Origin of the sequence: Sphaerisporangium album, from assembly GCF_003323745.1 — a bacterium.
Lineage (GTDB): Bacteria > Actinomycetota > Actinomycetes > Streptosporangiales > Streptosporangiaceae > Sphaerisporangium > Sphaerisporangium album.
Genome location: NZ_QOIL01000016.1, coordinates 89078 through 109071, shown reverse-complemented (window position 1 = coordinate 109071; position 19994 = coordinate 89078). Strand labels below are relative to the sequence as shown.

17 protein-coding genes are annotated in these 19994 nt (G+C 70.6%); 12 read left to right on the top strand and 5 right to left on the bottom strand.

What is annotated here, in order from left to right; all coding sequences use genetic code 11:
• Positions 1-19: 19 nt before the first annotated feature.
• Together DQ384_RS26645 and DQ384_RS26640 are read left to right on the top strand one after the other, a co-directional pair.
• Positions 20-571 carry an SgcJ/EcaC family oxidoreductase gene (locus tag DQ384_RS26645; RefSeq protein WP_114031636.1) on the top strand — a complete coding sequence of 184 codons (552 nt, stop codon included), beginning with the start codon at positions 20-22 and terminating at the stop codon, positions 569-571.
• A 192-nt stretch (positions 572-763) separates the two neighbouring features.
• On the top strand, positions 764-1636 hold the full coding sequence (locus DQ384_RS26640) for an SAM-dependent methyltransferase (protein ID WP_114031635.1): 873 nt from the start codon (positions 764-766) through the stop codon (positions 1634-1636).
• Between the two features lie 152 nt (positions 1637-1788).
• On the opposite strand, the gene alaS is transcribed toward DQ384_RS26640, so the two are convergent.
• The 5 genes from alaS to DQ384_RS26615 form a co-directional block, all read right to left on the bottom strand.
• Positions 1789-4458: an alanine--tRNA ligase gene (gene alaS / locus DQ384_RS26635; protein WP_114031634.1), complete on the bottom strand. Its 2670-nt coding sequence runs from the start codon at positions 4456-4458 to the stop codon at positions 1789-1791.
• Positions 4459-4626: 168 nt separating this feature from the next.
• Positions 4627-6075: a M20/M25/M40 family metallo-hydrolase gene (locus DQ384_RS26630; protein WP_114031633.1), complete on the bottom strand. Its 1449-nt coding sequence runs from the start codon at positions 6073-6075 to the stop codon at positions 4627-4629.
• 155 nt (positions 6076-6230) lie between these two features.
• Complete coding sequence (locus DQ384_RS26625) at positions 6231-6650, bottom strand: ester cyclase (protein ID WP_114031632.1); 420 nt, start codon at positions 6648-6650, stop codon at positions 6231-6233.
• Between the two features lie 50 nt (positions 6651-6700).
• Complete coding sequence (locus DQ384_RS26620; RefSeq protein WP_114031631.1) at positions 6701-7876, bottom strand: zinc-dependent alcohol dehydrogenase; 1176 nt, start codon at positions 7874-7876, stop codon at positions 6701-6703.
• A gap of 10 nt (positions 7877-7886) precedes the next feature.
• Entirely contained in the window at positions 7887-8807 is a 921-nt protein-coding gene (locus DQ384_RS26615; RefSeq protein WP_114031630.1) for an SRPBCC family protein, read from the bottom strand.
• 711 nt (positions 8808-9518) lie between these two features.
• Between DQ384_RS26615 and DQ384_RS26610 the strand changes: the two genes are divergently transcribed.
• Genes DQ384_RS26610 through DQ384_RS26565 form a run of 10 tightly spaced genes read left to right on the top strand, consistent with a single transcriptional unit; the run spans position 9519 to position 19990 of the window.
• Entirely contained in the window at positions 9519-10775 is a 1257-nt protein-coding gene (locus tag DQ384_RS26610; protein WP_181871428.1) for an ATP-grasp domain-containing protein, read from the top strand.
• A 28-nt stretch (positions 10776-10803) separates the two neighbouring features.
• Entirely contained in the window at positions 10804-11229 is a 426-nt protein-coding gene (locus DQ384_RS26605; protein ID WP_114031628.1) for a RidA family protein, read from the top strand.
• A 2-nt stretch (positions 11230-11231) separates the two neighbouring features.
• On the top strand, positions 11232-12098 hold the full coding sequence (locus DQ384_RS26600; RefSeq protein ID WP_114031627.1) for an O-methyltransferase: 867 nt from the start codon (positions 11232-11234) through the stop codon (positions 12096-12098).
• 9 nt (positions 12099-12107) lie between these two features.
• Complete coding sequence (locus DQ384_RS26595; RefSeq protein ID WP_114031626.1) at positions 12108-12995, top strand: NAD(P)-dependent oxidoreductase; 888 nt, start codon at positions 12108-12110, stop codon at positions 12993-12995.
• Positions 12992-13354, top strand: a complete 363-nt coding sequence (locus tag DQ384_RS26590; protein WP_114031625.1) for an acyl carrier protein — start codon at positions 12992-12994, stop codon at positions 13352-13354. Before DQ384_RS26595 ends, DQ384_RS26590 begins: the two co-directional genes overlap by 4 nt.
• On the top strand, positions 13351-16803 hold the full coding sequence (locus tag DQ384_RS26585; protein WP_114031624.1) for a thioester reductase domain-containing protein: 3453 nt from the start codon (positions 13351-13353) through the stop codon (positions 16801-16803). Before DQ384_RS26590 ends, DQ384_RS26585 begins: the two co-directional genes overlap by 4 nt.
• Positions 16800-17660: a 3-hydroxyacyl-CoA dehydrogenase family protein gene (locus tag DQ384_RS26580; protein WP_114031623.1), complete on the top strand. Its 861-nt coding sequence runs from the start codon at positions 16800-16802 to the stop codon at positions 17658-17660. The genes DQ384_RS26585 and DQ384_RS26580 overlap by 4 nt, the downstream gene beginning before the upstream one ends.
• A complete protein-coding gene (locus DQ384_RS26575) occupies positions 17657-17932 on the top strand; it encodes an acyl carrier protein (RefSeq protein WP_114031622.1) in 276 nt (91 codons plus the stop codon). Before DQ384_RS26580 ends, DQ384_RS26575 begins: the two co-directional genes overlap by 4 nt.
• Positions 17925-19034: an acyl-CoA dehydrogenase family protein gene (locus DQ384_RS26570; RefSeq protein WP_114031621.1), complete on the top strand. Its 1110-nt coding sequence runs from the start codon at positions 17925-17927 to the stop codon at positions 19032-19034. The genes DQ384_RS26575 and DQ384_RS26570 overlap by 8 nt, the downstream gene beginning before the upstream one ends.
• Positions 19031-19990, top strand: a complete 960-nt coding sequence (locus DQ384_RS26565; protein ID WP_114031620.1) for a 3-oxoacyl-[acyl-carrier-protein] synthase III C-terminal domain-containing protein — start codon at positions 19031-19033, stop codon at positions 19988-19990. The genes DQ384_RS26570 and DQ384_RS26565 overlap by 4 nt, the downstream gene beginning before the upstream one ends.
• The last annotated feature ends 4 nt before the right edge of the window (positions 19991-19994 follow it).

Genomic DNA, 19994 nt, shown 5'->3' with positions numbered 1-19994 from the left:
ATCTCGGACGGGGGCACAGATGGGCATCCACACGTACGCGAGGGGACCGATCCGCCTGGTCGTCATGAGCGGGCTCGGACTGGCGCTGACCGGCGCGGCCACGCCGGCGCACGCCCCGACCGGCGACGTCCGCGCGGCGCCGGTCCACTCCCCCATGACGGCGGGCGCCACCGATCCCGACCTCACCGCCCTCGCGCAGCTGTGGCAGCGCCAGGCCGAGGCCTGGGCGCGGGGGGACGGGCACGCGTACGGCGCGACGTACACGCCGGATGCCGACTTCGTCAACGTCACCGGCGAGCACATCCACACGGGCCGCGAGATCGGCGTGCGGTTCCAGCGGTATCTCGGCGCCCAGTTGAAGGACAGCCGCATCATCACGCTGGAGGAAAAGGTCCAGATGCTGTCCCCCACGCTGGCCTACATCATCCGCAAGGGGTGCGTGTTCTACCGCGCCGAGACGAGCTGCCATCCGAACACGACCTCGTGGAACACCAGCCTCGTGGTCAAGACCGGCGGCCGGTGGCTGGTCCGTTCCTTCCACAACACCCTCGTCAAACCACCGAAGAAGTAACCGGAACGGCGAGGTCCGACGACCGGCCGATCCCGCTCGCACGACCGGGCGGGGTCGGCACGGTCTCGGCCGCACGGTGGGACGAACCATCGCCCGGCCTGCGGCGATTCGTCGAGGCCCATCCCGATCTTTCCCCGGCGACCGTGGGGCGTACCCTCTGAGCGAAGCCAGCGGGTGACGGGAGACACCACCATGCTCGACGAGCCGGCCGTACCAGGTCCCTTGTCCGACGACACCGACGACACCGACCACAGCGCAGACACCGACGACTCCGCCGAAAGGCCCGTGCCGCCGCGCGTCGACGCGTCCGTGCCGCACTCGGCCCGCATCTGGAACTACCTGCTGGGCGGGAAGGACAACTACCCCGTCGACCGCCAGGCCGGCGACCGGGTCCGGGCGGTCTTCCCCGACATGGCCGAGATCGCCCTGCGGTCCCGCGAGATGCTGACCCGTGTCGTGCGCCACCTGGCCGGCGAGGCGGGAATCCGGCAGTTCCTGGACATCGGCAGCGGCCTGCCCGCCGTCGACAACACCCACGAGGTCGCCCAGCGGGTGGCCCCGGACGCGCGCGTCGTCTACGTGGACAACGACCCCTTGGTGCTGGTGCACGCCCACGCGCTGCTGACCAGCACGCCCGAGGGGGCGACCGACTACATCGAGGCCGACGTCCGCGACCCCGGCCGCGTCCTGAGCGAGGCCGCACGGACGCTGGACTTCGGCCGGCCCACCGCGCTCATGTTGATGGGCATCCTCGGCCTGGTCCCCGACCACGACGAGGCGCGGTCGATCGTGAACCGGCTCATGGACGCCCTGCCCTCGGGCAGCTACCTGGCGCTGTACGACGGCGCCGACACCGACCCGGCGTACGTCGAGGCGATGCGACGGCACGGCGCCGGACCGGGCGTCGTTCCGTACACGCCACGAAGCCCGGAGCTGATCGCCGCCTACTTCGACGGCCTGACGCTGCTGGAGCCCGGCGTCGTCCCGGTGACGCGGTGGCGGCCGGACCCCGGGGGCGAGACGCGGGAGATCGCCTGCGCCGGCGGGGTCGCGCGCAAGCCGTAGCCACCCGCCCCGGCGGTCGGCCTCGGCCGCCGGAGCCCCCGCCGCGATCAAGGCGTCCCGGTGGTCGGCCCTTCTCGCGGCGGTCGGCAGGTGGTCGGCGTCCTGTCGGCCGTCAGGCCGTCAGGCCGTCAGGCCGTCAGGCCGTCAGGCCGTCAGGCCGTCTCGGCGATCAGGCGTTCGACGGCCGCCATGGCGTCGCCGACGGCCTCGGGGTCCTGGCCGCCGCCCTGGGCGATGTCCGGCTTGCCCCCACCGCCGCCGCCCAGCGTCTTCGCGGCCGTCCGGACCAGGTCTCCGGCCCTCAGGCCGCGCTCGCGGGCGGCCTCGTTGGTGGCGACGACCGTCAGCGGACGGCCGTTCGCCGTGGAGAACAGCGCCACGACGGCCGGGCGGCCCCCGAGGATGCGGTCGCGCACGTCGAGCACCAGCTTGCGCAGGTCGTCGGCGTCCGTGCCGTCAGGGGCGCGGCCGACGACGACCGCGACGCCCTTGACGTCCTGCGCGCCCGCGGCGAGGCCCGCGCCCGCCTGCAGGACCTTCTCGGCACGGAACTTCTCGATCTCCTTCTCGGCGTCCCTGAGCCTGCCGAGCATGGTGGAGACGCGCTCCGGGAGCTCCTCGGAGCGGCCTTTGACCAGCTCCTGGAGCTGGGCGACCACGGTGTGCTCCCGGGCGAGGAAGTTGTAGGCGTCCAGGCCGACCAGCGCCTCGATGCGCCGCACGCCGGAGCCGATCGAGGACTCGCCGAGCAGCTTCACCAGGCCGAGCTGGGCCGTGTTGCGGACGTGCGTGCCGCCGCACAGTTCCTTGGAGAAGTCGCCGATGGTCACGACGCGCACGCGCTCGCCGTACTTCTCGCCGAACTCCGCGATGGCGCCCTGCCGCTTCGCCTCGTCGATGCTCATGACCTCGGCCTCGACGTCGAGCTCGCGGGCGAGCACCTCGTTGATCTTCTGCTCGACGTCGGCGAGCACCGTTCCGGGTACGGCGGACGGGGAGCCGAAGTCGAAGCGGAAGCGGCCGGGCGAGTTCTCCGAGCCCGCCTGCGAGGCCGTCGGGCCGAGCGCGTCGCGCAGGGCCTGGTGCGTGAGGTGCGTGGCGCTGTGGGCGCGGGCGATCGCGCGGCGGCGGCCGATGTCGATGGCGGCGAAGGCGGACGCGCCGAGCGTCACCTCGCCGACCTGCACGACGCCCTTGTGCACGCTGACACCCGGCACCGGCTGCTGGACGTCGCGGACCTCGATGACGGCGCCGGAGTCCAGCCTGATACGGCCCTGGTCGGCGAGCTGGCCGCCGCCCTCGGCGTAGAACGGGGTGCGGTCGAGGACGACCTCGACGGTGTCCCCCTCGACCGCGGCGGGCGACGGGACGCCGTCCACGAGCAGGCCGACGACGGTGGACTCGCCCTCGGTGGAGGTGTACCCGGTGAACTCGGTGAAGCCGGAGGCGTCGGCCACCTCGCGGTAGGCGGACAGGTCGGCGTGGCCGGTCTTCTTCGCCCGGGCGTCGGCCTTCGCGCGCTCGCGCTGCTCCTTCATCAGGCGGCGGAAGCCGTCCTCGTCCACGGACAGCCCCTGCTCGGCGGCCATCTCCAGGGTGAGGTCGATCGGGAAGCCCCAGGTGTCGTGAAGCTGGAACGCCTTGTCGCCCGCGAGCACGCCGCCGCCGGACGCCTTGGTCTCGGTGACGGCGGTGTCGAGGATCGCGGTTCCGGCCTTCAGCGTCTTGAGGAACGCGGCCTCCTCGGCGAGGGCGACGGCCTCGATGCGCCTGCGCTCGGCGAGGAGCTCGGGGTACTGCTCGCCCATCGACCTGATGACCGTGTCGACCAGGTCCAGGACGACCGGGCCCGTGGCGCCGAGCAGCCGCATGTTGCGGATCGCGCGGCGCATGATGCGGCGCAGCACGTACCCGCGCCCCTCGTTGCCGGGGACGACGCCGTCGCCGATGAGCATCACGGACGTGCGCATGTGGTCGCTGACGACGCGCAGCGAGACGTCGGAGGCCCGGGCGGCGCCATAGCGGACGCCGGTCAGCTCGGTGGCGCGGTCGATCACGACCCGGGACGTGTCGATCTCGTACATGTTGTGCACGCCCTGCAGGATCATCGCGAGGCGTTCGAGGCCGAGCCCGGTGTCGATGTTCTTGGACGGCAGCTCGCCGAGGATCGGGTAGTCCTCCTTGCCCTCGCCCGGCCCGCGCTCGTACTGCATGAAGACGAGGTTCCAGATCTCGACGTACCGCTCGTCGTTGACGGCCGGGCCGCCCTCGGGGCCGAACTCGGGGCCGCGGTCGTAGTTGATCTCCGAGCAGGGCCCGCACGGGCCGGGGACTCCCATGGACCAGAAATTGGGGCCCATGCCCAGGCGCTGGATGCGCTCGGCCGGAATGCCGATCTTCTCGCGCCAGATGCGCTCGGCCTCGTCGTCGTCGAGGTAGACGGTGATCCAGATGCGGTCCGGGTCCAGACCGTAGCCGCCGTCCGCCACGGAGTTCGTGAGCAGCTCCCAGGCGTACTGGATGGCGCCTTCCTTGAAGTAGTCGCCGAAGGAGAAGTTCCCGCACATCTGGAAGAAGGTGCCGTGCCGGGTGGTCTTGCCGACCTCTTCGATGTCCGGCGTCCGCACGCACTTCTGCACGCTCACGAGCCGGGGATGCGGCGGCTTGGCCTCGCCGAGGAAGTACGGCTTGAACGGGACCATGCCCGCGGGCACCAGCAGCAGCGTGGGGTCGTCGGCGATCAGCGATGCCGACGGCACCACGGCGTGCCCGCGCTCCTCGAAGAACCGCAGCCAACGCCGCCGAATCTCGACCGACTCCATCAGGGGTCCCTCCCCAGCGCGACACGCCCCCCGCCGGACGGGCGGGGCTCTCAGAAAAGGGGCGGAAGATCCGGCCCCGCTCCTAAGACTAGAGTCGCCGCGGAGCCTCGCGAACCGATTTACCCGCCGCCGGCGCGGAGGGGGGCGTGCCTCCGCGCCAGGTCCGCGCTACGAGGAGGAGACCTTCGGGAACGCGACGGGGCTGCGGTGGCCGGCGGTGTCCACCGCGCGCAGGCCGAACTGGACGTTGTCCTTGGACATGTCGATCGTCACCGTGGTGACGTCGCCGACGTCGATGACGTGGGTCCAGGACGCGGCCGTGGTCTCCCGCCAGACCACCTCGTACCCGGCCAGGTCCGGCTCGGTGCCGCGGTCCCACCGCAGGGTGGTGTCGTTGGTGAGCGCCGCCGAGATGATCTTCAGGTTCTTCGGCGTCCCCGGGGCCTGCGCCAGCGTCCACAACGTGGCGGCGTTCACCTTGGCGACCCGGGCGATGTAGTCGAAGTCCACGAACTCGACGAGGTCGCCGTACTGCACCCCGTCCTGCACGCGGACGTCCTGGTGCTCGTGGGCGAAGTTCTCCCTCGGCTCGGTGAACCGCGCCGCCGGGTAGCCCTGCCGCAGGAACGAGATGTGGTCGCTGCCCCGCAGGTACCGGTCGCGCCGCCAGATCACCCGCACGTCCATCCCGGTCGAGTCGTTCTGCGCGACCTCCTGGACGAACCGGCCGAGCTGGCGCGAGGGCCCGTCGTTCTCGCCGCCGACGGACTGCCGGGCCGACGCCTCGGCAGGCGTCTCGGTCGTCGGCACGCCCTCCACGAACAGGCGGACGGTGCGCGGGTCGGGCCGGGTGCCGTCCCAGCCCGAGCTGGCGCCCACGATGTCGTTGCTGAACATGCCCTGTACGTCCGTGCCCGCCGCCTTCATCTGCGCGGCCATGTACGCCGAGCCGTACAACCCCTGCTCCTCGCCCGCGACCACGGCGAAGACCAGGGTGCCCTCGGTGCGGCGGGTGGCGAACACGCGGGCCAGCTCCATCACCACCGCGACCCCCGAGGCGTCGTCGTCGGCGCCCGGGGCGTCGGCGGTGAAGTTCATGACGTCGGTGACCCGGGAGTCGATATGCCCGGAGACCACATAGACCCGCTCGGGCGAGGCGTCCCCGCTCAGTGTGGCGATGACGTTGGTGATGGTGGTCGGGGTGGGCACCTGCGGCGAGACGGGCTGGACGAACGACTGCCGCCGCACGGTCATCCGGCCGCCCGAGGTCGCCGCGACCGCCTCCAACTGCGCGAACACCCAGGCGGTCGCCGCGCCGATGCCCCGCACCGGGTCGTCCTGGCTGGACAGCGTGTGCCGCGTCCCGAACGCGACCAGCCGTCTCACCGTGGCCTCGACGCGGCGGCGGTCGATCTCACCGAGCAGCCTGCGCAACTCCTTGTCGGGCCGCTGCGGCGCGACCGCCCGTCCCGGCCCCGGGGCCAGGCCGGTTCCCGCGTCCGCGGCCGCGGCGGCGGGCCCCGCGAGCAGGGGGGCGGCGACGGCGGTGACGGCGGAGGCGGAAAGGAACGCACGACGGCTGGACCCGCCGTGCCGGACAGGGGGGATCTTCTCCATGCCCCAAATCAAGCCCCGAACCGACCCGAAGTCCACCCATCACATCAACCCCCGAGTCGAGTGCTATGCCAGGCCCGCGCCAGGCGTGAAGCCCTTCGACCCCGCATCCGCGCCGTAGACGTCGTGCCTCCTCGTGCGGCGCCGGGCAGGCGGCGTCAGCCAGGGGGCCGGCCGAGTTGGGCGTACAGTTCGAGCTGGTCGTAGTACTCCCGGTTCGTGATGATCTTTCCCCTGGCTATGGCGCACACTCCCGCGCCCCGGACGACGATCTGGCGCCCGGTCGCCTCCAGCACGGCGCCGCTCGGAGCGAGGAACGGCCCATTGTGGGTGCCCATGAGCGTCCATTCATGGACCGTCACGTCACCGCACTGGTACATGTGCCAGGGGGTGATGCAGAGGTCGGTGAAGGCCTCCAGGAAGTGCTCGTAGTACCAGGAGATCTGCTCGTGGCCCTCCGCCACGCCCGCCGGCGTGACCAGTACCGCGTCCGGGCTGTAGCAGGCCAGCACCCCGTCCATGTCATGGTCGTTGAACGCCCGGAACAGCCTCCTCTTGACTTCGGTGGCATCTGGCACGGAGCCCTCCTCGCCGGCGCCGCTGGGCCACCATCCCGCGGGTGAGCGCCCTACGCCCAGGGGCGCAGAACGACCTTGTTGCAGTGGTTCTCCTTGTTCTTGAACATCTCGTACCCCCGCGGAGCCTCTTCCAGGGGCAGGTGATGGCTGATGACGAAGCTGGGGTCGATCGCGCCCTCCCGAATCTTGTTGAGCAGGGGCTCCAGGTAGCGCTGGACGTGGCACTGGCCCGTCTTCATCGTGAGCGACCGGTTCATGAACGAGCCCATCGGGAACTTGTCCACCAGGCCGCCGTAGACGCCGATCACCGAGACGGTCCCGCCGTTGCGGCAGGCGAGGATGGCCTCGCGCAGCGCGTACGGCCGGTCGGTCTCCATGCGGGTCGCCTGCTTGGCGCGGTCGTAGGCCTGGATCGCCGGGACGGGGTAGTGCGCCTCCATGCCCACGGCGTCGATGCACGCGTCGGGGCCGCGTCCGGCGGTCAGGTCGCGGAGCGCGTCCAGGACGTCGACCTCCTCGTAGTCGAGCGTCTCGGCGCCCGCCCGCGCCGCGATGTCGAGCCGGTACGGGAAGCGGTCGATGCAGATGACCCGCTCGGCGCCCAGCAGGTACGCGCTCGCGACCGCGAACTGACCCACCGGGCCCGCGCCCCAGACGGCGATGACGTCGCCGGGCTTGATGTCGCACATCTCCGCGCCCATCCAGCCGGTGGGGAAGATGTCGGACAGGAACAGCACCTGCTCGTCCGGAAGATCGTCCTCGATCTTGATCGGCCCGAAGTCGGCGTACGGCACGCGCGCGTACTGCGCCTGGCCGCCCGGATAGCCGCCCAGCATGTGGGAGTAGCCGAAGATGCCCGCGGGAGCGTGTCCCATGAGCTTCTCGGCGAGGCCCGCGTTCGGGTTGGAGTTCTCGCACACCGAGTACATGCCGTGCGCGCAGGCCAGGCAGTCCCCGCACGCGATCGGGAACGGGACGACGACGCGGTCCCCCACGCGCAGCGTCGACACCCGCGGGCCGACCTCCACGACCTCTCCCATGAACTCGTGGCCGAGGACGTCGCCCTTCTTCATGGTCGGGATGTACCCGTCGTACAGGTGCAGGTCCGAGCCGCAGATCGCGCTGGAGGTGATGCGGACGATGGCGTCCCTGGGGTTCAGGATCCGAGGATCCGGAACCTCCTGCACCTCGACGGTGTTGCGGCCCATCCAGCAGTTCGCTTTCATCGGATCCTCCTCATCTCACCGGCTGGGCCGGACGCTGGAAGAGCTGCCGCTGCGCGCGGGTGCCCTCCGGGCTGCCCTCGGAACGGGTCACCTCGCCGGTCTCCATGACCTGCTTGAACCGGCGTAGATCGTCGCGCACCTGCTGCTCGGGGTGCTCCCCCAGCAGTCGCGCGAACGCGAGGCCGAGCTTGCCCGCCGGCGCCTCGTAGTCGATCCGCACGCGGACCTCCGTCCCGCGCCCGCCGGGGGCGTCGGTGAAGCGGACCCACCCGCTGTTACGGACGGTCGCGCCCTCGATCGAGCGCCAGGCGATGAGCTGTTCCTCGCGGTCCTCGACGATCTCCGCGTCCCATTCGATGACCTTGTGCGCCGGGCCGCGGACCTTCCAGTGCGAGTACCCGCCCCCGATGGTCTCCACCGACTCCAGGTGGATCATGAAGCGGGGAAGGTTCTCCAGGCTGCGCCAGAACCGGTAGACCTCCTGGCGCGGGCGGTTGACCGTGATGGACGCGCGCAGGTTCGTGATGGGTTCGGGGCCGGCACCCGGCATCGGGCGGTTCGCGCGCATCGCGGTGTACATGTCGGCGAGCGTGATGCCGGCCACAGCCGCCGAGGCCGCGGCGACCCGGCGGCGCCTGGGCCCGTCACGGTTGGCCATGGCGCGCCCCAGCATCGTCAAGTCCATGGCGTCGCCCGCGACACGGGTCCACGTCATGGGAGCGGGCCTGCGGGTGCCCAGAAGGGCGGCCGCGTGGAGCAGTTCCCGAATGCCGACGAGCCGTATCGCCTTGCCCGCCCAGGGCGAGTCGTCGAGGCCGCTGAGACGGCTGATCGCGCCCGGCGCGGCGAGCTGCGCCACGCCCAGGCCGAGGCTGGCCCATCCCAGCGTGGTCGCCAGGCGCTCGTGCGTACGGTGATTCTTCTCGCTCATGTGAACCTCACATGGCTGGGTTCCCTCGGATCGGGCCCACCGCCGACGCTCCCCGGATCACGCCCCCCAAGGCGCCCGTCAGGCCCGGCCTACGGCGAACCCTCGTATACCCACAAGCCGTACCCCCCTGACCTGGGCTAACACTGATCGCGGAAACGTGATGCCGATGCCCCGCCCACGGCGGGGAAACCGTTCTCGGGTTCCGGGACGCCCCCGGGGAACACCTTCGGCCACCCTCCATCGCGTGGAGGGTGGCGGACGGGTGCGCCGCCGCCCCGCCGATCCGCCCCACCGGCCGGCCGGCTCGTGGGGGGCGACACTGTCGTTCACGACACCGTCTTCTTACTTGCATTTGTCGCAATCACGAAGCGATCACGAGACGGCCGTCTCATTTGCCGCGCCACGCCGACTACCAGCGGAAACTCTTACACCACCCCTGCGGACGCGCCCGGACGGGTACCGCGTATTCGGCAATGCACAGTGCGACATGTCAATCTGGTCGTCGGGACTAGACACAGGCTGTCGTAAGAGTGCAGACTGTCTGGCGGTTCCCGGTCATTGTCGTCTTAGGCGTGAATGGGACCGGCTTACGGGGTTCGTGGGGGGTAGGGCTTCATCCGGGTGGTTTCGCCAGGCGCTGCTCACACAGCGTCATGTTGGCATGTTGGCATGTCGGCGTGGATATCAGCGGTAGAAGACGGAGTTCGGCCTGTGTCGATAGTCGTGGTTTACGATCAGGGTGCCGTATCGCCAACTGAGATCCTTCAAGGATTCACGGAGCCACAGGCCCTTATTCTCGTGTTGGCCGGGTCCGCCCACGCCCAGCGGGTGCGTCCGCTGTTCGCCGAGACGTGTGCCGCCGTTCACGACCTGGAGGACGTCGACCTGGTAGAACGGCTTCGCGGTCATGGCGTGACCGGCGTGGTGACGTTCAGCGAACCCATGCTCCAGGCGACATCCGTGCTCGCGTCGGCCCTCGGGCTGCGTTTCCACGACGCCGGCCTGGTGGAGCGCCTGACGAACAAGCACGTGCAGCGGCGGCGGCTCCGCGCCGCCGGTGTCGACGAAACCGGCTCCATTGTCATATCCCGGGCCGACGAATGGGATTCCGCCGTGGAACGGGTCCGATTACCGGTCGTCATTAAACCGGCGCGAGGCGTGAGCAGCCGGAACACGGTCTTGATCGACGAATTGGAGGCCGGTCGTTCACATATCGGCCCCATACTGCGCGAAGAAGGCACGGTCGTCGTCGAGAAATACTTACGCGGCATTGACGTCCCGGAACCGTTCGGCGATTATGTGTCGGTCGAGACCGTCGTTCAGAACGGCGAGCGATGCCATCTCGCGATCACCGGTAAACTGCGGCTCGTGCCACCGTTCCGGGAATGCGGCCAATTCTGGCCGCCCCGGCTCGACACAGCCGCCCGAGAAAGCGTCGAAGTGCTGGCGGACCAGGCCATCAAGGCCCTGGGCGTCGAATCGGGAATCCTTCACACCGAAATCAAACTGACCCCGGACGGCCCGCGGATCATCGAGGTGAACGGTCGCGTAGGCGGCTATATTCCCGAACTCGCCCGCCGCGCGGCCGCGATCGACCTGATAGACGTCGCCGGCAGAATCGCCCGTGGCGAGCGGGTTGAAATCCATCCCGTGGATCTGGACCGGGTTTACTTCCAGTTCACGACGCCCGCGCCCACCGAGTCCGGCACCGTATCGGCGGTGTGCGGGGCGGACGCGCTCAAGGACGTTCCCGGTGTCGTCCACCGATATCCCCTGGTCAGGCCCGGTACCGAGGTCGGAGGGGTGTGGACCCATGACCTGGACCTGGTGGTAGGGGACGTGCCGGACCACGAGGCGCTGGCAGCCACGATCGAGACGATCATGAGCAGGATCTCCTACCAATTCGAGATAGACGGCAGGCGGGTGGATCGCAGCGCCCGCGACCTCGTTTACAGCACGGCGCGATAAGCACGTCGCGATAACTGGAGGCAGGAAATTGCGTAAGATCATCGACAACCCCGCCGGCGTCCCCGAGCCGCCTCAGGGCCGGTACTCCCACGTCGCCCGCCTGGAGATCGGTGACAGCGTTGTTCTGATGTTGTCCGGCCAGGTCGCCGTCGACGACACCGGGCTCGACCTCGTCGCTCCTGGCGATATGCGCGGGCAGTCCGAGCGCATTTTCGAGATCATCGGCAAGATTCTCGAGGCGCACGGCGCGACCTTCCGGGACATCGTGAACATCCGGACCTACCTGACCGACATGGACAGGCGCAGCGAGTACGGCGAGATCCGCCGTAAGTACCTGCCGACCGAGGAGCCTCCGACCAGCACCACCGTGGAGGTCTCGCGCCTGTTCCTTCCCGAGGCGGTCATCGAGGTCGAGGTCATGGCGGTCATGGCCCGTCCGGGCGCCGGGGAGTGACGTTGTCCGTCACTCGCACCACCGATGAGCGGTTCCGCCGCGCGGTCGAGTCCTTATGCGTCCCCGTGATGGGGACCGAGGCGGTGGGCCCGCTGCTCGCCGCGTTGCTCAAGCTCGTACGTCCGCAGCGGGTGCTGGAAGTCGGGATGGGGTACACCACCCCATTTCTGGCCGGAGCCCTCGGCGAGATCGCCGACGAGGTCCGGGCGGAGTCACCGGCGCTCGCCGCGAAGACCCGGCCCTACCTCGACGGCGGCGTCCCCCTGGACGAGACGTGGATGGATTCCCCGCCGGCCCTGCTGGCGCCCGGGTTCTACGGTGCCCCCTATCTCCCCAGGCTCGTCGCCGTCGACGATCTCTCGATTCCCGAGTCGTCGTCGTCGAAGGTGTGGGACGTGCTGCGCGAGCTGGAGCTCGACCATCTCGTGACGGTTGTGAACGCGGATCTGCGGGCGTGCGCCGAACATCTCCCCGAGGATTTCCTGCCCATTGATTTCGCCTGGATCGACGCGTGGGAGTGCCTGTACTTCTTCGACAACTTCTGGGATCTGATCAATCCGGACGGGGGCCTCGTGGTCATGCACTATCTGATGACCTACCCGGAAGGCGAGGCGTTCCTGAGGTACCTGGCCACGCTCCAGCGTGAAAGGCCCGGCGAGTTCGAAGTGGTGAACCTCCTGGAGCCCCACAAGCTCACGCAGAACAGCGTCACCATCCTGCGCCGGACCGCCGGCGTCCTACCGCGCCGGTACGCCCGCCCGGGCGGGCACATGAGTTTCGATGATTCCTTGCGCGCGCAGGCGGAGGCGCAGGTAGAGGCGACCGCGGGAGCACCCCGCGACCGTACCGCCCACGGCTCGGAAGGCTGACCGGGCGCCATGTCGACCATTGCCTTCCTTGGACAGGGCCGCATGGGCGTGCCCATGGCCCGCCGGCTCGTCGACGCCGGTCATCGGGTGACGGTCTGGAACCGTACCCCGGAGAAATGCGCGTGGGCCGCCGATGCCGGAGCCCACATCGCCGGCACTCCGGCGGAGGCGGCGAGGGACGCGGATCTGGTCATCACCATGCTGCGCGACGCCGACGCGGTCGGCGGGGTGCTGCTCGGCGAGAAGGGAGCCGGCCAGGACATGGCCCCCGGCACCGTGGTGCTGGAGATGTCCACCATCGGCCCGGACGCCGTCACCGAACTCCGGGACCGCCTGCGGCCGGGCATCCGGCTCGTGGACGCGCCCGTCGTCGGAAGCCTCCCCCAGGCGACGGCCGGCAAGCTGCGGATCCTGGTGGGGGGTGAGGAAGCCGACGTGTCACGGTGCGCCGACGTGCTGGCCGTGCTCGGCTCGGTCACCCACCTCGGACCTCTCGGTTCCGGGGCCGCGGGCAAGCTCGTCGCGAACATGATCACGATTACGTCGTTCACGATGATCGCTGAGGCGCTCGCGCTGGGCGACCGGCTCGGCCTGACGACCGAGGACACGCTGGGCCTGCTCGGTACCAGCGCGGTGGGCCCGTTCGTGGAACGGATTCGCGACCGAATCGGTGACGACGAATTCCCCACGCAGTTCTCCCTCGGACTGGCGGAGAAGGATCTGGCACTCATCCTGGCCGCCGGCGCCGACCCTTCGGGGCTTGTCGCCGCGGCGCGGAGACACCTGTCGGCGGCCGTGCACAGCGGCCTGAGCGAACGAGACATCAGCGTGGTGATCGAAGAAGTCCGATCCCGCACAGCGAGCTCGGTAACAACGAAACGAGGCGATATCAAGTGAACATCTCCGAGACAAGTGACGAGCTCGTCGCTCAGGTGCGCAAGGCGTGGGCCGACGTCCTCGGCACCGACTCCGCGGAGAGCGTGCCGCTGGACGTGAACTTCCTGGAGGCGGGTGGGAACTCGCTGCTGCTCGTCATGTTGTGGGAAGAGCTGCAGCCGCTGGCGGTGCGTCCGGTGAAGCTCTCCGAACTGTTCCAGCACGGAACGGTGCGAGCGCAGGCCGACCTGCTGGCCGACAAGCCCGCGGCCGCCGAGCCCACCGCCACCGAGCGACCCGTGGCCGCGGAGTCCGGGCAGCGGTCGCTGCTCGCCGCCAGGCGGGCGGCCGCCACCCCGGCGGGCGGGGGCCGGTTATGAGCGATACCGCGATCGCCGTCGTCGGCGTCGGTTGCCGGTTCCCGGACGCGTGGACGCCCGAGGAGTTCTGGTCGAACATCGACAACGGCGTCATCTCGATGCGCCCGTTGCCGGACGACCTGCTTCGCGCCTCCGGTGTCGACGAGGAGACACTCCGCGGAAGCGACTACGTCCGGGTCGGCACGCGGCTCCCCGGCGCCGCGGAGTTCGCCGCGGACTTCTTCGGCTACACGCCCCGCGAGGCCGAGCTGATCGACCCGCAGCACCGCATCTTCCTGGAGGTGGCCTGGGAGGCGCTTGAACGAGCCGGGCACATCTCCAGCGCGGACGCCAAGACGGTGGGCGTGTTCGCCGGTAGCGGTGTGGGACCGTACTCGGCCGCGCTCTTCGCCGCGAAGGCCCGCACCGAGGGCGTGGCCGCCGCGGTGGGAGACCTGGACCTGACTTTGGGCGGCGAAGTCGACTTCCTGCCCTCGCGCACGGCGTACAAACTGGGCCTGCGCGGACCCGCTCTGAGCGTTCAGACCGGCTGTTCGTCGTCCCTGTACGCGCTGAACTACGCGGCCCTGAGCCTTCTGGCCGGTGAGTGCGACATCGCGCTGGCCGGCGGCTCCGCCGTCCAGGAACCGCTGCTCGGCTACCGCCACAAACCCGGGCGCGCGTTGTCCGACGACGGGCAGTGCCGCTCCTTCGACCACCGCTCCAACGGCACCAACCACGGGTCCGGCGTGGGCGTCGTGGTGCTGCGCCGGCTCGCCGACGCCCTGGCCGACGGGGACGAGGTGCTGGCCGTGCTGTACGGCAGCGCCGTCGGCAACGACGGACCGGACAAGATCGGCTATGTCGCGCCGAGCCCCGCCGGGATCACCCGAGTCGTGAGCGGCGCCCTGAACGTCTCCGGGATCAGCGCGGAGCGACTCCGCTACGTCGAGGCGCACGGCACCGCCACCCCGCTGGGCGACCAGGTCGAACTGGCGGCGCTCACCACCGCGCTGCGCAGGACCAGCGCGGGAACCGGGTACTGCCGCCTCGGCTCGGTCATGTCGAACATCGGGCACACCGGTCCCACGGCGGGCATCGCGGGCTTCATCAAGGCCGTGCACATCGCCGGCACCGGAGTGCTGCCGCCGCACCCCGCGTTCGAGCGGCCGCGCGAGCCCGGCGTGCTCGCCGAGAGCCCGTTCACCATCTCCACCGAACTCGGCCACTCCACCGACGACTGCTATGTGCTGGTCAACTCGGTGGGCATGGGCGGCTCCAACGCGGCGGCCGTGCTGGGCCCGCCGCCCGCGCGGACGCGTGCCGCCGCACCGCGGCGCGAGAAGGTCCGGCTCCAGCTTTCCGCCCGGAACCGGACCGAGCTGGACGCGCTGTCCCGCAAGCTCGCCGATGCCCTGGAGCGGAGCGAGCTCCCGCCGGCCGATGTGATGTACACGCTGCGTGTGGGCCGGCGCGACTTCGAGGAGCGCCGCGTGGTGACCGCCGAGCCGGGTCGCCTGGCCGCGGCGCTGCGGTTGCCCCGTCCGCCGCTCGTGAAGTCCCGGCGCAGCCCCGCCCGCCGCGCCGCGCTCGTCATCGGTGCGGACTCGGCGATCCCCGCGGACATCCGTGAACTCCTGCTGGCCGCTCTGCCGGCCGGCACCGAGACGTTCACCGATACCGCGGCGGTGCCGGCCGACCGGTTCGTCATCCTCGTCGGCACAGGGCCGCAGCCCGGGGAGGACCGGCACGTCCTGCGCGAGGACGCGCCGGATCTGCGCGACGAAGTGGAGGCGGCGCTCACCGAGGCGTGGCTCCAGGGTGTTCCGGTGGACTGGACGCCGCTGTCGCCCGACACCGGCCGCCGTATCGCTCTTCCCAGCTACCCGTTCACCCGGCAGCGCTACTGGGCGCTGGATCGCGTTTCGCTGGCCCCCGGAGCCGGCGCCGCCGCCTCGGCCGCCTCGGCCGCCTCCGCCGCACCCGTGGCGGACACGGCCGGGGACGACGTCGAGGCGGGGCTGCTCGCCATCTGGCGGGACCTGTTCGGCGTCCCGGCGATCGGCCTGGACGACCACTTCGGCGCGCTCGGCGGGACGTCGCTGCTGGCGGTGCAACTGGCCCTGGAGATCGAGAACCGCTTCGGCTGCATGGTGAACGTCCACCGCGCCGGTGGCAGCAAGGTCACCGTCCGCCGCCTGGCCGAACTGGTCCGCGCCCAGAAGGACATGTCCGGCACCCCGAACACCGGCCTCGGCGACGAGCTCGACCGGGGCGACGACGAGTTCATCGACGCGGACCTGAAGCTGCCGCTGGGGTCGGTCGCGTCGGCCCGGTCGCGGGGGAAGGACTTCCTCCTCACCGGTGCGACCGGCTTCCTCGGCGCCTTCCTGCTGCGGGAGCTCCTGGACCACACCACCGGCCGGATCTACTGCGTGGTCCGCGCCGACGACGAGGCCGCGGGCATGGACCGCCTGCGCGCGGCGGCCCAGAAGTTCACGCTGCCGGAACCGGATGCCGAACGGGTCCACGTGGTGCCCGCCGACCTGCGCGACCTCGCCAAGGCCGGGGAGGTCTACCGGGACGGAGAACTCGGGCGCCGAGTGGGCCACATCGTGCACTGCGCCGCGAAGGTGGTGTTCACCGAGCCGTACCGCACCCTCCGCGAGGAGAACGTCCTGCCCATGGCAGACCTGCTCACATGGGCACGGGGCCATGGCATCCGCGACTTCAGCTACGTCTCCTCCCTGGCGGCGGCCGGCCCGGCGATGGGATCGGCCAACCGGTACCTGGAGACGCGGGCCCAGTCGCTCGACCCGCAGGCGGGCAGTTACGGCGCCGGCAAGTGGGTCTGCGAGCGTCTCCTCACCCGCGCGGAAGAGGACGGCATGCGGGTGCGGGTGTTCCGTCCGGGCCTGATCATGTCGTCGAGCCGGACCGGCGCGGGCAACGACAAGGACCTGATCTACTTCGCGTTGATCAGCGGCCTGGCCGTGGGCGGGCATCCGCAGGACGACCGGGTGCTGATGATGTCACCGGTGGACCTGGTCGCGAACGCGATCGTCGAGCTGGCGTTGTCCCCGGGCTCGATCGGCCGCGCCTACCACCTGGTCGCGGAGCGCGGGGTCAGCATGCGCAGGCTCTTCGCCCTGCTCGGGGCCGCGGGCCTGCCCACCGAGCCGATGCCGCTGGCGGACTGGCAGCAGCGGGTGCGCCGGCTGGCGCTGGAGACCGGCAATCCCATCCTGTCCGCGGCCGCCCTGCTGGAGCTCGAAGGGCACGACGACGACGAGCTGGCCGTCCAGGCCGCCGGATGGCAGCCGTGGCTGAGCCGTAAGGGTCTCGATCCGCGGCTGACGGGTCAGACGCTGCGCCGCGGCATCGAGTTCCTGGCCCGGCGCGACGACCTGGTCATGAAGCTGGTGGGCGACCTGGTCGCCCGGGACGAGGAGAGTGAAACCGAACGATGAGCGATCACACCAAGGGCCGGCTGGCCGTCCTCGGCGCCGGCGTGATGGGCACCGGTATCGCCACGCTGGCCGTGGGCTACGGCTTTCCGGTCGTCCTGGTCGACATCGACGAGGAGAAGCTCGTCCGCGCCAGGGCGAGCGTCGCCCAGCAGCTGCGCCTGTGCCAGCTCATGGGCAAGTTGCCGGCGGACACTCCGGCCGGTGAGCTGGAGACGACCACGGACGTCGGCCGGGTGGCGGGCGCCAGCGCCGTGATCGAGGCGGTGACCGAACGTCTGGAGCCGAAGGCCGAGGCGTTGACCGCGGCGACCGCGGCCGTCTCGCCGGGGACGCTCGTCGTGTCGAACACGTCGGCCATCCCGATCGACGAGCTCGCCCAGTACGTGGCGCGTCCCGAGGACCTGGTCGGCATCCACTTCATGAACCCGCCCTACCTGATCCGCACGGTCGAGCTGATCCGCGGTCCGCGCTCGGCCGACGCGGCGATCGAGGCGGCGCAGAGGATGCTCGCCGACCTCGGCACGACGCCGGTGCTGGTCGGCGACGGCCCGGGCTTCGTCATCAACCGCATCCTCCAGCGGGCCATCAACGAGGCGGCCCGCATCGTCCAGGACGGCGTCGCCACCCCGGAGGCGGTCGACGCCGCGTTCACCGGTTGCCTCGGTCACCGGACCGGCCCGCTGTCCACCGCCGACCTCATCGGCCTGGACAACGTCGTCGACTCGCTGTACGTGCTGCTGGAGCGCACCGGGGACGAGGGCTACCGCCCCTGCGACCTGCTGGTGGCGAAAGTCAAAGCCGGCGAGTTCGGCCGCAAGACCGGCCGTGGGTTCTACGAGCACCAAGGAGCGTCATGAGTTCGTCAACCGAGCAGGCCGTGGCGGCGGAGGCGATCTCCGCCGACCTGTTGGGGTTCGTTGAGCGGCAGACCAAGGCGTCGGTGACCGCCGACCTCGACTTGTTCGGGTCCGGCCTGGTCTCGTCGCTGTTCGCCATGCAGCTCGTCGTGCACGTGGAGAGCACCTTCGGTGTGTCCGTGCAGGGTGAGGACCTCAAGCTCGACAACTTCCGCACCGTCAACGCCATCACCGATCTCGTTTTACGGCTTCGGGGAAACGGCGATGGCTGATCCGTACGCCGTAGCCGCGGAGCTGGTCACCCAGGCCGTGGGCACGCGGGCCGACGAGTGGGACCGTGCCGGCCGCCTGCCGGGTGACGTCGTGCGGCACCTGGCCGCCCAAGGCGTGCTGTGCCCCGACGTTCCGGCCGAGTTCGGCGGGATGGGGCTGACCAGCGGCGAGCTCGGGGCGCTGACCGCCCACGCCGGTGGCCTGTGCTCGTCTCTGCGCAGCCTGATGACCTCGCAGGGCATGGCGGCCTGGGCGATCCGCCGGCTCGGCGACGACCGGCAGAAGGAGGCGTTCGTGCGGCGTCTGGCCTCCGGGGCGACGGCCGCGATCGCCTTCAGCGAGATCGGCGCCGGCAGCGACCTGTCGGCGATGACCACGAGCGTCACGCTCTCCGGTGACCGCGTGGAGGTCTCCGGGACGAAGGTGTGGGTCACCGGTGCCGCGTACGCCGATCTGATCGTGGTGTTCGGCCGCCACGGCGACGGCGGCGCGGTGGTGGTCGTGCCGGCCGACGCGCCCGGCGTGACGGTGACCCCGGTCGGCGACCCGCTGGGCTGCCGGGCCGCCGGACACGCCGAGGTGGAGCTGGACGCCGTCACGTTGCCCGCCGACCACATGCTGGGGGGCGCCGGCCTGCCGATGGAATGGCTGGTGACCTCGGTGCTCACCCACGGCCGGCTCTCGGTGGCGTGGGGGTGCGTCGGCATCCTGCGCGCGTGCCTGGCCGCCGCGGTCCGGCACGCCGGCACGCGGGAGCAGTTCGGCAAACCGCTGGCCGACCACCAGCTCGTCGCCCGGCACCTGGCCGAACTGCACGTCGCCGAGCAGGCGTCCACGCTGATGTGCGAGCACGCCAGCCGCCGCTGGGACGACGGCTCCCCCGAGCAGGTCGGCGCCGCGGTCGCGGCCAAGCACTTCGCGGCGACGCAGGCAGCCAAGGGGGCGGCGTCCGCGGTCCAGGTTCTCGCCTCGGCCGCGGCCAGGGACGGGCACGTGGTGGCCCGCGCCTACCGCGACGCCAAGCTGATGGAGATCATCGAGGGCAGCAGCGAGATCAGCCAGCTCCTGCTGGCCCGGCAGGCGCGGGAGCTGTGGACATGAACATCGGCATCGGCGCGATCCACTGCGTGCTGCCCGAGGAGCGGCTGGAGGTCAAGGCCCTCCCGGAACTCGACCTGCTCGGTCACGACGAGTCCAGATTCGTCGACGAGTGCGGTATCCGCACCGTGGGCGTCTTCCCCGACGCCGACAACGGCGGGCTGGCCGCCCGGGCCTGCGGCGAGCTGCTCGCCCGGACGGCCGGAGAGCCGGACCTGCTGATGATGGTCGGCCCCCGGTCGCCCGACGTGCTGCTGGGGTCGGACGTGTGCCGGGTTCAGGCCGAGAACAAGCTGTCGTCGTTCGCGTTCACCGTGGACGGTCTCGGGTGCACCGGATCCAGCGCGGCGTGGGCGCTCGCCCGTGACCTCCTGCTGGCCGATCCCCGCCGCGACAGCGTGCTGATCACGCACAGCAGTCTGCCGACCGGAGTCGACCGCATCCGGTACCCGGTCACGGTGATCGGCGATGGCGCGTACGCGATGACGATGGTGCGGGAAGGCCGGCCGGTGCTGCGGGCCCACCGCATGGAGACCGACGGCGGTTTCCACGACCTGTTCAAAGTCGAGTACAAGCAGGCGCCCTGGTACGAGTGGCGCGAAATATGTGCGTCGCCCGACCGGTACGGGTTCGAGCTCGCCATGCACAGCCGGATGCGGATCGGCCGCATGGTGGACGAGGTGCTGGCCGAGGCGGGCATCGGCAAGGAGCAGGTCGCCGCCGTACTGATGCAGAACGTCACCGCGTCGGCGTACGAGTTCTACGGGACGCTGCTGGGGATGCCCATCCATCCGCTGTGCCGTGCCCACCTGACGGAGTACGGGCACCTCGGCGCGATGGACGTGGTGCTCAATCTGGATCGCCTGATGAGCAGTGGCGACGTTTCACCCGGTGACCACGTCCTGGTCCTCAACAACAGTCCGGTCGCCGCGTGGGCTGTGACCCTGTGGGAAATCTAAGGAG